This window comes from Microcoleus sp. B4-C2, from assembly GCF_036705265.1.
In the GTDB taxonomy this organism is placed as follows: Bacteria; Cyanobacteriota; Cyanobacteriia; order Cyanobacteriales; family Microcoleaceae; genus Microcoleus.
The window spans coordinates 50,586-65,395 of sequence record NZ_JAUBUB010000022.1 but is presented as its reverse complement, the minus strand read 5'-3'; the positions used below and the strand labels follow the sequence as shown (position 1 = coordinate 65,395).

6 protein-coding genes, 1 tRNA gene and 1 pseudogene are annotated in these 14,810 nt (G+C 45.7%); 1 reads left to right on the top strand and 7 read right to left on the bottom strand.

What is annotated here, in order from left to right:
* Positions 1-316: 316 nt before the first annotated feature.
* Entirely contained in the window at positions 317-3,040 is a 2,724-nt protein-coding gene (locus QUB20_RS09845; protein ID WP_333245674.1) for a cation-transporting P-type ATPase, read from the bottom strand.
* Positions 3,041-3,591: 551 nt separating this feature from the next.
* Positions 3,592-4,329: pseudogene (locus tag QUB20_RS09840) on the bottom strand (IS1 family transposase).
* A 262-nt stretch (positions 4,330-4,591) separates the two neighbouring features.
* On the opposite strand from QUB20_RS09840, the gene QUB20_RS09835 reads away from it, so the two are divergent.
* Positions 4,592-4,774, top strand: coding sequence for a hypothetical protein (locus QUB20_RS09835; protein WP_333245670.1), 183 nt, complete (start codon positions 4,592-4,594; stop codon positions 4,772-4,774).
* A 78-nt stretch (positions 4,775-4,852) separates the two neighbouring features.
* Here QUB20_RS09835 and QUB20_RS09830 read toward each other — a convergent pair.
* The 5 genes from QUB20_RS09830 to QUB20_RS09810 all read right to left on the bottom strand — a co-directional run bounded on the left by QUB20_RS09830 (position 4,853) and on the right by QUB20_RS09810 (position 14,533).
* Positions 4,853-4,937 (bottom strand) — tRNA-Ser (locus QUB20_RS09830).
* 34 nt (positions 4,938-4,971) lie between these two features.
* The gene (locus QUB20_RS09825) at positions 4,972-5,889 is read right to left on the bottom strand and encodes a TIGR04168 family protein (RefSeq protein ID WP_333245667.1); all 918 of its coding nucleotides are present in this window, start codon (positions 5,887-5,889) and stop codon (positions 4,972-4,974) included.
* Between the two features lie 291 nt (positions 5,890-6,180).
* Positions 6,181-9,411 (bottom strand): RNaseH domain-containing protein, encoded by a 3,231-nt coding sequence (locus tag QUB20_RS09820; protein ID WP_333245664.1) that lies wholly within the window; start codon positions 9,409-9,411, stop codon positions 6,181-6,183.
* Positions 9,412-9,612: 201 nt separating this feature from the next.
* Entirely contained in the window at positions 9,613-13,029 is a 3,417-nt protein-coding gene (locus tag QUB20_RS09815) for a pPIWI_RE_Z domain-containing protein (protein WP_333245661.1), read from the bottom strand.
* Positions 13,019-14,533: a restriction endonuclease-related protein gene (locus QUB20_RS09810; protein ID WP_333245658.1), complete on the bottom strand. Its 1,515-nt coding sequence runs from the start codon at positions 14,531-14,533 to the stop codon at positions 13,019-13,021. The genes QUB20_RS09815 and QUB20_RS09810 overlap by 11 nt, the downstream gene beginning before the upstream one ends.
* Positions 14,534-14,810 lie beyond the last annotated feature (277 nt).

The following is a 14,810-nucleotide window of genomic DNA, read 5'->3' as shown; positions in this document are numbered from 1 at the left end:
CCGTCCAAAAAGGACGGGCGGGACGCCCATCCCACTTTCAAGAGTGGAAGTTATTTAATTCTCATTCCTTAGCAATTCACAGGCTTAAACCTTTTCGTCAAGCAGGCTTGAACCTTGGCAGTGCAGTAATTTCTGTTTCCACAGCTTGAATTGATTGTGTAGCCGCTATTTCTGCTCGATCGCTCTCAGCATCCTGACTCACAAAAAATGTGGCCTGTGTTGCCCTCAAATAACCACATAGGGCGATCGATTAGGAAGTTCGCGCTCAAACGCATAAATTCCAGCCGCGCCAATTAGAGTGACGATCGCTATCAGTTTAAGCAAGAGGAGCAAACCGCTTTAACAACAGAGCAGGCACAATGACTGGAATCCCTGCACCGATACAAATGAGAGCTTGGATAAAACTAAGCGGTTGGGTAGCAAATAGCGGGTTTATGAAAGTCAACTGGCTAAAGAAAACTTGAAATATAAACACACAAGCCACACCGATAGCAGGAATAAAGGCAATTTCTTGAGTGCGATCTTTTAAATACGCAAACAGAGATGGAATACATTGGCTAATACTCAATAAGTAAAAGGTTTCTGCGGAAACGAGGGTATGGACTGCCATTGTCCGAGCCAAATTGATATTACCTGTGGCTTGCGAAGCCCATTCAAAAATGCCAAGTACAGCAATGAGATTGAAGATGGAAATAATCAGGATGCGCCACAGCAATTTTTTCGTTAATAGGGGTTCATTGGGACGGCGGGGCGCTCGCTGCATAGTCTCAGCCGATTTGGGCTCAAACGCTAGAGTGGCACTAAGGGCGACGGAACTCACCATATTCACCCAGAGAATCTGCACCGGCAAAATTGGCAGGGTTGTACCAGCCAAGATTCCCACCAATATGGTCAGCGCCTCTCCACCGTTGACGGGTAGGATAAACCCAATGGTTTTCAGCAGGTTGCCATAAACGGTGCGTCCTTCTTCTACGGCGGCTTCAATGGAGGCAAAGTTATCATCGGTCAACACCATATCTGCTGCTTCTTTGGCAACTTCCGTACCTGTAATCCCCATCGCTATGCCAATATCTGCCTGCTTCAGTGCTGGGGCATCATTGACCCCATCTCCAGTCATCGCAACAATTTCGCCCTTGGACTGCAAAGCTTCTACCAGTCGCAGTTTCTGTTCAGGCGCAACCCGCGCAAACACATTACTAGCTTCAACGGCATTCGCCAGTTCTTGATCGTCCATTTCTGCCAGTTGCTTCCCAGTGAACACTAGGGCATCTTCTTCTTGGCTCAGTCCCATTTTACGGGCGATCGCGGCGGCAGTTAGGGCATGATCGCCCGTGATCATCTTGACTTGAATTCCCACAGACTGACAGACTCGCACGGCGGCGATCGCTTCGGCTCTGGGTGGGTCTATCATGCCTTGGAGTCCCAGAAAGACTAGATTGTTGTCAATATCTTCGCGATCGATCCCCTGCTTTTGGGCAGAGATTTCTTTCTTAGCAAATGCCAGTACCCGTAAACCTTGGGATGCCATCCGATCGACAACTTGCTCAATTTCCTCTCGATTTAAGTCGATGTTTTGACCATCTGCATCAATTTGGTGATGACATTGCTTGAGAATAGACTCTGCCGAACCTTTAACATAAATCCTGTGGCGATCGGCTAGTTCTCTTTGCTGATGCAAGGTTGCCATATATTGAAACTGCGACTCAAAAGGAATTGTATCTAGTCGCGGTTGTTCCCGCTCTAGTTCTTGCAGTGTCAGCCCTGCCTTTTGCGCTGAGACAATCAGTGCCCCTTCGGTGGGATCGCCTGCTACAGATAACTGCCCCTCTTGTTCTTGGAGGTGAGAGTCGTTGCATAATAAGCCACACTGCAAGCATTCCTGCAATATGGGGAATTGACTTACCTCTACGGGGCGATCGTTTTGTAAAATCGAGCCTGACTCTAGATAGCCCACCCCACTAACAGTGTAGGAACTCCCCCCAGCATAGATAGCTTGGACGGTCATCTGATTTTCGGTGAGAGTGCCTGTTTTATCCGAACAGATTACCGTCGTACTACCGAGGGTTTCGACGGCGGGCAGTTTGCGGATAATCGCGTGTTGCTTGGCCATCCGCTCCACCCCCAGCGCTAGCGTCACTGTCACCACGGCTGGAAGTCCTTCGGGAATCGCACTCACCGCTAGGGCAACTGCCGTCTTAAACCCGTCTGTCCAGGTTCCTCCTTTGCCCATCACCACAGCAAACATGAATGCTGACAACCCTAGAATGACGTACAGGAGACTCTTACTAAATTGCTCAATCTTGCGAGTAAGTGGTGTTTCCAGCCCAGTGCTTTGATCCATCAGTTGCGAAATTCGCCCAGTTTCCGTCTGGTTGGCGATGGCTACCACAATTCCTTTGGCCTGCCCAAATGTCACCAAGCTTCCGGCATAGGCCATGTTGCTGCGATCGGCTAAAACCGTTTCAGCGGCTACGGGTTCGGTTGCTTTTTGGACGGGAACCGATTCCCCTGTCAATGCAGATTCACTCACCTGCAAGTCACGCACATTAACTAACCGCACGTCAGCAGGCACTTTGTCACCGGATGTCAGTAATACCAGATCGCCAGGAACCAGTTCGCGGGAGTTGAGCCGAACCTTCTGCCCATCTCGAATCATGGTGGCTTCGGTGGTGACAGATTTGGCTAGGGCGGCGATCGCATTTTCGGCTTTCGATTCTTGGATAAAGCCAATTACAGCATTAATCAACATCACGCCCAGAATCACCCCCGCATCCACCCAGTCCTTTAGCAGCAGCGTCACGATGCCAGCAACTAACAAAATATAAATTAAGGGTTGGTTAAATTCCATCAGAAAACGGAGGATGGGGCTTTTCCCTGCTTTCCCCTTGATTTCATTGAAACCATAAAGTTTCTGACGTTCAGACACCTCTGCTTCTGACAATCCCGTTTCTAAATCTGTCCTCAGATATTTCGCAGCATCGGCAGCAGATTGCTTATGCCATTGCTGTTGAGTGAGATTGTCAATAGTAGAAGATGTCATGCTCAGAGCCTTGAATGAATTTAACCGCCTTACATTAACCTCTGTTCGGGATAATTTAAAACTGTCTTTGGGAGGGTTTTTCAGGCGAAACCTTTCTCAGATTTAAGCTGTTCAGCATCTAAAACGCATATTGCATATTATTATTATTATGATATTTATAAAAAGTCAATGCCTACTAAAAACTTCCTCAGTTCCGAGACAAGGGAAAATCTTCAACAAGTATTAAAGGAGCATTAGCATCCAGACATTCGGCTTCATAGCCTTAATTGTTTTATTGCTGCTAAAGAGCGGAAATACACAAGCTCAAACTTCTGAACTAATAGGATGCTCTCTGAGAAAAATTGCTTATTGGATCATTCATGGTGCTCCTGATAATTTAGACACTTTTAAAGATAATAGGATGAAGGGTAATTACCGAAAAGCCACAAAAGAATACATTAATTTACTTTGATAAACAGTTGAAGTAGGGCTTGCTGAATAATCGATCGCAAATCAATAACAAGAGTGGGTAGTGCTTTTTTGTAAATGACAGAGGAAAACAATCTCTCTTATTATCCAATCCCCATTTTTTTTCTGATTTGTTGGTTGTATTCGTGGATGAAGTTCCAAATTGCCCCGATATGATTCTCTAGCTTCTTTGAGAATGATAATGTCTTTCTTACTAACCTTGATATTCTCTGTCTTAACGTGTTGTTGAGTCTTTCAATATAACTCGTTAATCCCGTCTCCTTTCCTACCGCAAAATGTCTTTTGCTTGGCACTACCTTTTCATACGCCTCCCACATGTCCGTATACACTGCAGGCGCACTGCTTATATACCCCTGGTAATGAATCCCAGAGTTGCGAAAGCTGATGTCCGCGAACGGTCTCCAATCTCACATCCGATGATTTCTCTGGTTCGAGCATCTATTGCGAGCCAGACCCATTGCTTGTTCCCTTTATTGTCCACAAATGACCACAATTCGTCGATTTGAACCGTCAGCTTCCCTTTTTCTTTTGGCACTACTTCTGCTTGCTGCTCTACCTGTTGATAATATTTGTTGACATAATGCAAGGAGCCAGCTTGCTGACATACCTACTGCTCTTACTATTCCGGCTAATGGGATTTTTTCGAGTAATAATAATTTTACCAATGCGATGGTGTCTTTGTCTTTTGGTTTCCACTGTGGATTCTCCACAAACTGTCTTCCACAGTCTCGACATTTATGGTTTTGCTTGCCTCTGCGCGTTGTCCCATTTTTCATAATGTCATCAGAGCCACACGTTGGGCAACTTAAATCCAATTTCATTCCATCATTCCTCTCTCACGATCGTCGCTCTATTTTACTATTTTTCTCTGTCATTTACAAAAAAGCACTACCCAAGCCTTGACCCCGTGATGGAGCGGATGGCCGCCATTGAGGAACGGCTGGGAAAATTGAGTGCCTGAGTGATGGCAACGATGAATCACTCAGGCAGGAACTGAAAGCGGCCAACAAGCAGCTTGCAGAATGGGATAAAGAACTGAATCAGTTACACGAGCGCAACGGCGATTTAGGACTGAAGGTGCAGATGTTGGAGGAAGAGCTCAAGGAAGTGCGGCGCGATCGGGAGGAAATTAAAAACTTGGTTCCGACCGTCGCAGAATTTCCAGAGCCGGCCGACTTGCTCAATCAGTTAAAAGCGCAGCGTAAAAAGTCGAGGGCGGACTTGGCAGATATGGAGGTGGTTTTGGACATATTAGAAAACCATTAGCGCGAAAGTTGAGCGGAAAACGGTTTTTCTTGTTATGTAATTAACCTGAAACCCTTAACGGACAAGAGAATTTTCAAACGGAGAGGGTGGGATTTGAACCCACGGAACCTTGCGGTTCACCTGATTTCAAGTCAGGCGCATTCGACCACTCTGCCACCTCTCCTGGCGCATAAATTTTATCATACCAGCAAATGTCTCTAACTACAAATAGCTGCAGATTCAGCGCGCCGATAAAGAATTTGTTCTCTTTCTACCGCGAAATCTTCGCCTACCCATACCAGGGACACTTCCGACACTGCTCCATTTTCCAGCAGGACGATCGAGAAATTCCGCAATTTCGAGCACTCTCTCTCCACAATTCGCGGTACGCTGGCGGCATTCAAATACACCGTACCCTCCGCACTCACCTCCAGCGACTTCCGCAACTCGTGCTTCGTGTGCCGCAGTTTGTGGTGCATATGACCAAAAGTTACCAGCGGTATGTGCTTCCCAGAACTCCGAGTTCGATCGATCGCCTCCGCAAAATCCGGGTCGCCCCAATCCCCTCCCAGTGGCTTCCAATCTCGCCCGCAGGGGTCTTCAGGAGCCTCTCCTAACCCCGTCGGACCCGTGTGACCCAAAAAAATCACATTTTCGCAATCGGCATCCGCCGCAGCCGCTGCAATGCGCCGCGCCGACTCCTCAAAACTTTCTACCCCAAACCACTCCGAGTAAAAATCCCCGTACTTCCACTCCGAGCCCCCCCAAGTAAACGGGCGGCTTCCCACCACAGTTACGCCCAATTCGGGAAAATCCCGTTTCCCGTAACCGACGTGAGCTTCTCCCATTAAATCTAACTGCTGTTTTACCCAATTTTCTTGAGTGCGATCGTAAGGACACTGACTGCGGCCCCACTCTGTCGCCGTGTACCAAGCGTCGTGGTTCCCAAACACCGCTGCTTTCGGAATGTCCAATTGGGCGATCGCCCGCACCACCTCCACCGACTCATTGCCAAAATCCCCCACAAACAGCACCAAATCAACGCCCAGATGCTTCAGGGCCTCGCCGTCTTCAGCTTCCCAGCGATCGTGAACATCCCCAACCACCGCAATTTTGATAGATTTAGCCTCATTCATGTGATTTGCGTTCGTTCGATCGATCCCTTACCGCTTAAAAATTCCTACTAAACTTACCAATTTTCGGCAAATCCAGCCTTCACTAATTATACAGTGCAGCCTCTCCCAGGGAATTTGAGATTTGAGATTCTAGATTTTAGATTTGCTCAGCTTTCTTCATCTTTCACTCCAGGGCGCAAAAATTCTCTCCCCCTTTGACATGAGAAGCGATTGGCCTGAAGTTAAGCCCGTTAATCACCGACTCCAACGCCATAAAACTCAAGCGAGTCGGGACAGAACCCCTAGACTGAATTATTCCTCCCTATCAGGTTCCGCCGACCTTTCTTCATCTTCAATTGCAAATTCGCTGATGTAATCTCGCACGACACGCTCGAAGAACAGGGTGGCCGGTAAGCTCGACCAGTCGCTGTAGTGACCGAAACCATAGCGCAGAGATTCTACCAGTGCAGCAAGGAGATCGGGATTGTCATTTTCTTGTCGCAAGGTAACAACAATCTCAAGGGGATTGGGAGTTGTCCACTGACCCAAAAACGGCGGTTTGCTTGCGATTTTGTCAACTTTTAATTTAGCTTTATTTAAAAGTTTGCCTTTGGAATCATCAGATTTCTTGGCAGCTTCGTCAACTTTTAAATCAGCATTATTTAAAAGTTTGTCTTGAGAATCATCAGATTTCTTGGCACCTACGTTAATTTTTGTTGAGCGATAGCAACTTTGACCGCGTAATTTACCTGGTTTTTCATTTCTTACAGATAGATAAGCAACACAACCCGTTTGATTAGTTGCACTTAGTCGAAATAATCCCTTTACACTAGAGGCTGAAGGAATTTCAAGGGTTGAAGTCAGTTCTTTTTTTGTCCGCGTATCTTCCAGAGAAGTTTCTGTTAAATATCGGACTTTTTTATCTATAATTCCAGGGGCGAGGTCTTGGCGAATCCGAATTATCCGCGCGCCTTTCCATTCTTGCTCCATATGTTCGTGCAAGGGGCTTCCCGACTGGGTTTCAAAATTAATCTGATTTGCATTCATTTTAGAATCGGCAAGCCAAGACCAAAGTTTCACGCAGTTGGAAGAATCGATCGTAACTAATGGTTGATTTCCCTCCTCTACAGAATTGGAAATAATCTGCTTTACAAATTCCATGAAACGATTCCGACGCACATCTTCTTTGTCAGCCAGTTTCACGGGGGAGATTTGGGAAATGAAGGCTATCGCATCAGAAAACTTGCTCCAAGGACTGATTTGTAAACTATTCCTATCATAAGCACAGCACAGTTCGCACTCGCCTGTCTCCACGTTGAGACGCATAGCAACTGGTAAAAAAGTCTTCTCAATAGAGCCGCGAGCGCGACCTTTCTGTTTGCGAACGATCGTAATCCCAATAATTTCTTTTGGTCTGGCTTCTTGAGGAGTATCTTTTAGCCATTTGTCAACCTTTTCTTTGACATGATCAATGCGGCCAGAATGAGCCCAAAGTAAGTCTTTTAGAGCCGCTTGCACTCGATGGGAAAAATTATCGAGGTTGAGAATATTTTTGTCCTTAGTTGTTTCAATCGGTAGCAGAAACTGCACGCAAGAACCAGCGATTTTAGCCAGTGCTTGACGGGATGAGGGTTTATTCACCGCATCGTCATGTTTGTTGTCTGGATACCATTCCCGTGCCATTACCAGGCAAAAAGTTCGCTGTTTGCGTAAAGCAAGTTGTTGGACGATCGACTCCCAGGCTTTTATGCGGTTTTGCGATCGCTCTTTCGCTTTCAAATTTGCACCGGGCAATGACTCTCTCGGCCCGTGAGTGTTTGCTGGCAAACGATTAGCCATGAGTTCGATCGCATCACCCCAGAGAACTGGAATCATTGCTTGCAGCAGTTTCACTTCGGTTTGACATTGTTCTTCGTAAAAGACAACAAGCAACAGTCTTTCGTTAGGATATAGCCGACGCATAGCTTCCTGGTTTGCCTGAATCATCGCCTTGAGTTCTTTTAATTGACAAACCAATTTAAGGGCTTTTCTGCCTTTTGCAATATTATCTAAATTGATATCAAGGTGTTTAGTGAGCAAGCTGTTTAACTCATTGTCCTCAAAGCTTTCTAGATATTTGGGAGTCAAATCATAGCAGTCGTCTTTTTCGAGAACTTCTAAAGCAGCACCTAACAGAGTAGGCAAATTAATCATGCGTGAAGCTGTATCATCTAATTTGTGGCTTTCACCTCTCTTAAATTTTACAGGATAGTAATTATCAAAAGCTTTAAAACCGATAGGTTCAAGAATTTTGGCTATCGCCTCAAAAGCTTCTAATTTATCAATCTCCGGTACGCCTGCGTCAATTCCGTGTTTCCCTTCTTGCAATCCGTTGCGGTAAGTTAATACTACTTTACAGCTATCCGTTGAAGCTTTCCCCAAAGCAATTTGGGAACCATCAATATTTTGATCGTTAGGGGTTTTCAGCGGGAGTTTTAGCTTGCCGCGCAAGGCTTCAAAATCTTTATCGATCGCCCAAAACCAATTTTTCTTTTTGTCCTGTTGATTTTTCTCCGGTTTTTCGGAATCGGAAAGCACCGTGTAGCGAAATGCGCGATCGCTATAATCATCAGAAAAGACAAAGCCGCTAATATTTGCTGAGTTATAGCGTGCAGGTTGTAACCCACTTAACCAGCGGCGTTTGGAAACATCTATCTTCAATAAAGGCTGGTGCAAAGAAGGATAGGTTACAACTTCTAAGCGTACCACCAGACTGAATGTTCCTGTAGTGTCGGGTAGAGTAATGGGATCGGTAATCAATTCTGCCATCCCAGTTGTGAGGCTACCACTGCTGGAAATAACCCGCTTCATTGTTCCTAGCCCCTGAAAAATCTCTTTTCCCGCGATCGCACGAGCTGCATAATCGACTAACACGCGATAATCATAATTGTTGCTGTGTTTTGTAGTTCCTGTATTTGGATTCCATTTCCAAGGTAAAACTTGAGACTCAGACGGAGTAATTGTTAACAACTCCTTTCGATCGTGCAAATCTTCCAAACGGTCGATAACTTCCACTTGCCCATCTTCTTTTTCTGCAAAAGGTTTTAGGAAATTTGTTATCCACTCGTTGATAATTGGGCGTAACGCTTTCTGGATATCTTGTGTACTTTCGGAATTTAAGTAAGCAAATGGTTCCGGCTCATTTACACTTTTAGAATTCAACGAATAGTTACTCAAACCTACATTTGACTGAATCCGTGCGGCACTGTCAAGTCCTACTTCTAACAAACCTCGCAGCGAGGCATAAGGGAGATTTTTCATGGCTGAATCGCCCTTGCAAGCACCTTTTTGGATGGTCGAAAGCTCATGTAAAGCAGATTTTGTCCAACCTAGTGTCAAGCCTTTGACTGTTACTGGCTCGATATTATCTGGCACGGTAAAAGCTAGGGTAATTTCTTTCAGACTCTTATTCGCAAGAGGAATGTAAAGAGTGTCTGAAACCACAGTAGCTTCAGTTTCTTCGTCATCATCGGATTCGATTTCGTCAAAAATGTCGTCGTTCATGGTTGCATCTCCAATAATAGTCGTTTCCTTTATAGTCCTGGACGCATGGGGGCCAGAAACCGGGTTTTTTTACGAAAATATTTCGTTACAGCCCGTAGATGCGGTAAAAAACCCGGTTTCTTTGGTCTGAATGCGTCCAGGAGTGCTTTACTTCGCCGTCATCATCGAATTCAATTTCGTCCAAAATTTCGTCGTTCATGCTTACATCTCCAATAAAGGCGAAAAATCATTAAAATCGTCTTCTTCCTCTGTCAAACCTTCTGAATCGCGTAAACTTTCCGGGTAAACTATGCCATTAATGCGCCGCAGGGGATCCAGAAATGCACCGTAAAGTTCTTGATAAATTTCTCGAATCACTGGATCGGGATGCTTGACGCATTCTTCTAAAATAATTCGCATCTGAACTAGCATACTGTCCCGCCCGGAGTCAGGTTCATTTTTAGTAGATTTAATTGCCCAAGCTGCATCGACAAAGTAAACTTGTACCGGACACCCATTTCGCATCCCGCGCCCAATTGTTTGCAAAATCCCAACCATCTGATTGGCCGTAAACGGTTTAAATAAATCTTCACCCAAACGGCTAGCCATGAGAGGTTCGCGTAACAGCCGATTAGCCGTTTTCCAGAGTTGTTTTCGGGACTGTTTCCAAGTATTATAAATTGCTGGCAAGTCTTCTGATTCAGTAAAAACTCGACTGTCAAATTCTTGGGTAGCTTTTCCGGCTAGACTGTACAAAAGTTGCGTATCGTCAGTCGTGGGATGGGGACGGGTGAGGAAATAAATTGTACCAATGGCTGCATCGAGTTGCCTATCTCCTTTGGTAAAAACAATATTCACGCCTCTACCAATTGCCAACATCGGAAAAATGATAATATCGCAAGTTTCATCATCTCCTAAAGCCTCGCACTGAGCCGTGGTAACGAAATCTGTGGGTTGCTCTCCGTTTTTGAGAAAATTAACAACTGCTTTGGTTCTTTTGCCGATTTCTGGATGGTAATCGTTGATAAAATTCTTAACGTTCCGAGCTTGTTCGTAGCTGTTAACAATTAAGGCAGCTTTGCGGTAAATACCATGTTGCACGTCAAAGTTGAGGATGGATTTGTAAATTTCAGATTTCTTGGTTCCTCCTTGCACCAGCGCGTCTACCATTTTTTTTAAATTACGATCGCGCAATTCGCCTGCACCGCTATATCGGAGAGGTTCATCGCGCGATTCGCGATCGGGCAGCCATTTGAAGCGGTAAAAGCTCTTTTTGGGTTCGTGTTCTGTTTGCCGCGGTTTCAGCAGATAATCCGGCCCAGAGTTAATGTGATAAGCAGGACTTGCTTCGAGAAATGAGGTAGCTGAAGTCATTAAAACTGCCGGCGCTGTCAGTTCGCCATCTGCCTCAAATAACTGATGAAAACGGTGCATTAACATCCGAGGCGCGCCCACAAAAATAATATAAGACAGTTCCACATTTCGGGCTTGAGAGCGAGTAGTTTGTGCCGATTCACAACTGTATTTCACGCCCGAAAAAGACCCCAAAATATTCTCAGGAATCAGTTGTCGCAGTTCCGGTGTTGCCGTTGATTCGACAATCGGTTCCCGAAGCAGTCCTTCTGCTACCATTGTTCTAGTTTGCGGTACGATACGCTGATAGCCTAAAATCACAAAAGTAACGCAAACAAGTAAGGTAATCGTATCCTGAGCTTCGCCTGATGCAGTGGCATCCTTAAAACACAAAGGCAAAAACAATTCGGCAATTTCTTTGACTATTTTATCGCGCCGTTCGATCAGATTCTCCGCTAAATAACGACGAAAATAAAGAATTTGAGTTTCCCATTGCTGTTTGAGCGTGTCGGCGTTTATTCCCAGCCTTTGAGCGCACAGATCCATGTTTAGCCGATCGTGCGGTTCAATGCCCGTGCGATCGTAAAAAGCATGGTAAGCAGCCGTTTCCCAGAATTCTTTCAAGGCTCGACTTTTGCTAAATCCCTGTTTGACTTCCTCTTCGTCAAGGCGATCGCGTTTAGAAGTTTTCTCATAGCCATCCAACAAATCGCTGACTATTCTCAGAACGGTTAATAACTGATTCTCATAGCGTTGGCTCACTCGCGGCGATGAGGGCATATTTTGAACGGCAGTAATTAATGATGTGTTGTGATTGCCAAATTCTGCTAGATCGCGGCTATAAAGTTCTACATCTCGATCGAACAATCGATAATTTTCGCCACGAGCAAAACGATTGTGAATTTGTTCTTGAATGACTAAATGGATAGAATCTGCCGCACCTGAAAGCTTTAAAGTTGCAGCACCGTAAGCATCCAGATTTGATTGCACCATATCTGCTTCGTCAAAAACTACGACATCGAATGTCCGGGCAATTAATTCAAAATAACGAATGCGATCGCGAATAGCATGAGGTGGAACTTCAGTATCGATTGAAAGAACGTGACCGACCCAAATATCGGCATCTAGCAAATCGCGGGGTGCTTTGTGGCGGCCGCACATCGTCCAAACCGGACAAAGATACTTTTTCATCTGCCCTTTTTTGCCACCGCTTTGTAAAATTTCCTTGCAGGGTGCATAACCAAATCCCCACATCGAAGTATCAGCAGTAGAAAACGCAGGTAAGACGCAATTTAAGCCAAAAGTTTCTGCCTGTTCCAAACTATAGCCAAAGCCGCCATTTCCCCCTGATGCTGCGATCGCCTCGGCAATATTGTTAGCGTGTCGGCGGCGAGTTCCATCGCTTTGACCGACTAGCATTCCCACTTTAATTTCATGAAATGCTAGTTCTGCCATGTACTGTCTGGCAACTTCAATAGAGGGAAACACAAACATCGCTTTATAACCGCGTTTTCCCAACCACACAGCTATCAATACGAGCAAAGTTGTTTTGCCCGATCCAGGCAGTCCAATTAAGTGCTTGATGCCTTCTAATTCGATGACTATTTCTTCCCGCAAACCTTTACCAATTTCTGGCACTTGAAGCGCAAAATGTTGAAACCGTTTTACCCAGTTACCCTGTCTTTTTTCAGGGTGATTTGCTTCGCGTTCATCCATCTCAACTGCTAACTCGTACAGTTCCGAAAGGGGAATGCGGATTTTTGCTTTCGGCAGGCGATCGAGGGAATGGGTGCGGCGCGGCGCAAGTGGGGCTGCGATCGGCCCAATTGGCACTCTCGCGGCTGTTGTTTCTTCACCTAAAGCAACGGCCATTGGCTGGCGGGGATCGGCAAAGGTGGCGCTGTAAAATTGGTGTGCTAAAGGCTGACCCAGAATTTGACGTGCTTGGGCAATTAAAGGGTCTTCTAGGGGGTCTGTGCGTTGAAAGTGAAGTGTTTCTAAGTTAATTTTATAGGTTCCTTGAGTTTTGTTGCGGTAGTGGCGATCGTTATAAATAGCAACTGCGTGTTTCACTGACTGTTCTGTTACGTAAGCCAGCGACATCAGGCGCATATTGAAAATGGCTTGGCGGGCTTTTGTCAACGCGGGTGCATTGATGATACTCGCCATTCCCGATATCGTTAAAGGGGCATATTCTAGGGAATTAGTTTCGATAAATTCTGCCATCAAGACACACAGCCAGCAAATGCGATCTATTCCCGTCCAGAAATCTGGTTTAATTCTCATATTTGATTTTCTTTAAGAACTGTATGACTTGTGAAACAGACATAATTTCGAGAGTAGCAGGATCGCCTTTTTTATCGATCGCTGACTGGAAAGTAGAGAGGTAATCTGGCCGCTCCTCAATTAATTGGTCGCTAACCGCAATAATGCGACGGCGGTAGTGAATCAGCCCTCCGATGCCAGTGCGGTTGAGGCGCAAAGCAAGGGAGACAGGACTGGTGTATGACTTAGCATCAATGCCGATATTGCGACCGTTAATTGCTACATCGCATAGGTCTGATTCTGGGTAAAGTTCGGCATCTAGTCCGTTTTTTATGGCTGCCTTAAAAATTGCTAATTCGTCGATCGCCGGCCCAGTCCAATAGGTTAAAATTTGCGGTTGGGCAATCAGCAATCGGTCTTGGTTTGGGTCTAATTTCTCCGAAACTTTTGCTGTTGAGGAGTTGTGACCGAGGCATTGGCGAATCGGACATCGCCCATCGGGAAAAAGTTCTTTATTGGGATAGGGGCGCATCAGCGTACCGCAATACGCGCAGCGATGAGCGTGTCCGTCAATTAACCAGACATCCGGCACGCTATCAAAAAAGGTGTCAACAATCATTCCCTGTAAAGGTGTTAAATCGTTGTCACGTAAATACTCTAAGAGTTGGTGTTCTCCGATGAGCGATCGGCTGCCAAATAGCGATCGCAAAGCCGTATAAGCTTTGTGCTGGCGGCGAATTCCCAATCGTTCAGTTGCGTCGCGCAACCGTTGGTACAGGCGGTGTTCGATGATATTATCTTCGCCAAAAGTACCTTTACTGTTGGCAATTACTGCACAATCTGGGGTTGGCACTCGCAAGTCTGGATCGATGAGAATTACTTGACCAGAGTCAAAATCGGCGTGACAAAAAATATCTAATTCCCACTTATCGAGGGGATATCTAGCACGTTCCAAAACCGTATGCACGCAAGCGGCGCGATCGCTTTTTCCAGATTCGATATATAGCCTGCCTAACTTGCACATAGCCCGATAAAGTTCCGATGGCATACTATCATCGTCTTGGCGAACGATGTCTCGATTGAGAATTCTTGTGTACTGTCGCAGAATTCCCTGGGCTAGCAATATAACAGTATCTTCAGCGAGATCGATCGTGCTGGCGTGTCCTGTGGGTAATGGCAATGTCGTTGTTTGCATTTGTGGCAACCAGCTTGGGTCTTGACCATCAGCCTCGGCAAGAATTTGTTGCTCCAAAGTTGCGTCGGGGAATGAGGGTAAAACTTGAGCGATCGCCGCCAGCGTCCAGCCGCGCTTCAGCAGCAGCGCCACTGCCAATCCCTCCAGAATTTGGCGAAATCTAAATTCTTGCCCTTTGGGTTGTGACAGGAGTTGCTTGGATCTCCACGATCGCACAGTTCGTAAGGCTGGTGGTTCCACAGATAGCCCAAGCTGCTCAATCCGTCGTTTTAGTTCTTTTGTCAGAAACTCAGCAGTTCCCTGCCACTGGCGAATATCCTCAAAGTACATAGATGTATAAAACCAAACACTTTACATCGTGTAGTGATTACATTAAACGATGTAAACAAAGGATGTCAATAGAGGCTACTCAAAATACTCGTGGCTCAAGGTAGTCATTTACCTGTGAATATCTTGCTGGATCAAGCTTTCAGTCTAATTAGAGTCAGGTAAAAACTTAGCTGAGTCCACTCTTGGATCGCAAAATCTTGCTCCCACTGCCAGTCAGTCGGTTAACCTATGGCAAATTTTCTACCTCTGGCCCAACTGCCCACCGTTTTTGGTGAAT

What these genes read in the sequence shown, in the direction of transcription:
- QUB20_RS09845 (WP_333245674.1), bottom strand. Translation starts at nt 3,040, where the DNA reads ATGACATCTTCTACTATTGACAATCTCACTCAACAGCAATGGCATAAG.
- QUB20_RS09820 (WP_333245664.1), bottom strand. Translation starts at nt 9,411, where the DNA reads ATGAACGACGACATTTTTGACGAAATCGAATCCGATGATGACGAAGAA.
- QUB20_RS09815 (WP_333245661.1), bottom strand. Translation starts at nt 13,029, where the DNA reads ATGAGAATTAAACCAGATTTCTGGACGGGAATAGATCGCATTTGCTGG.
- QUB20_RS09835 (WP_333245670.1), top strand. Translation starts at nt 4,592, where the DNA reads ATGTTGGAGGAAGAGCTCAAGGAAGTGCGGCGCGATCGGGAGGAAATT.
- QUB20_RS09810 (WP_333245658.1), bottom strand. Translation starts at nt 14,533, where the DNA reads ATGTACTTTGAGGATATTCGCCAGTGGCAGGGAACTGCTGAGTTTCTG.
- QUB20_RS09825 (WP_333245667.1), bottom strand. Translation starts at nt 5,889, where the DNA reads ATGAATGAGGCTAAATCTATCAAAATTGCGGTGGTTGGGGATGTTCAC.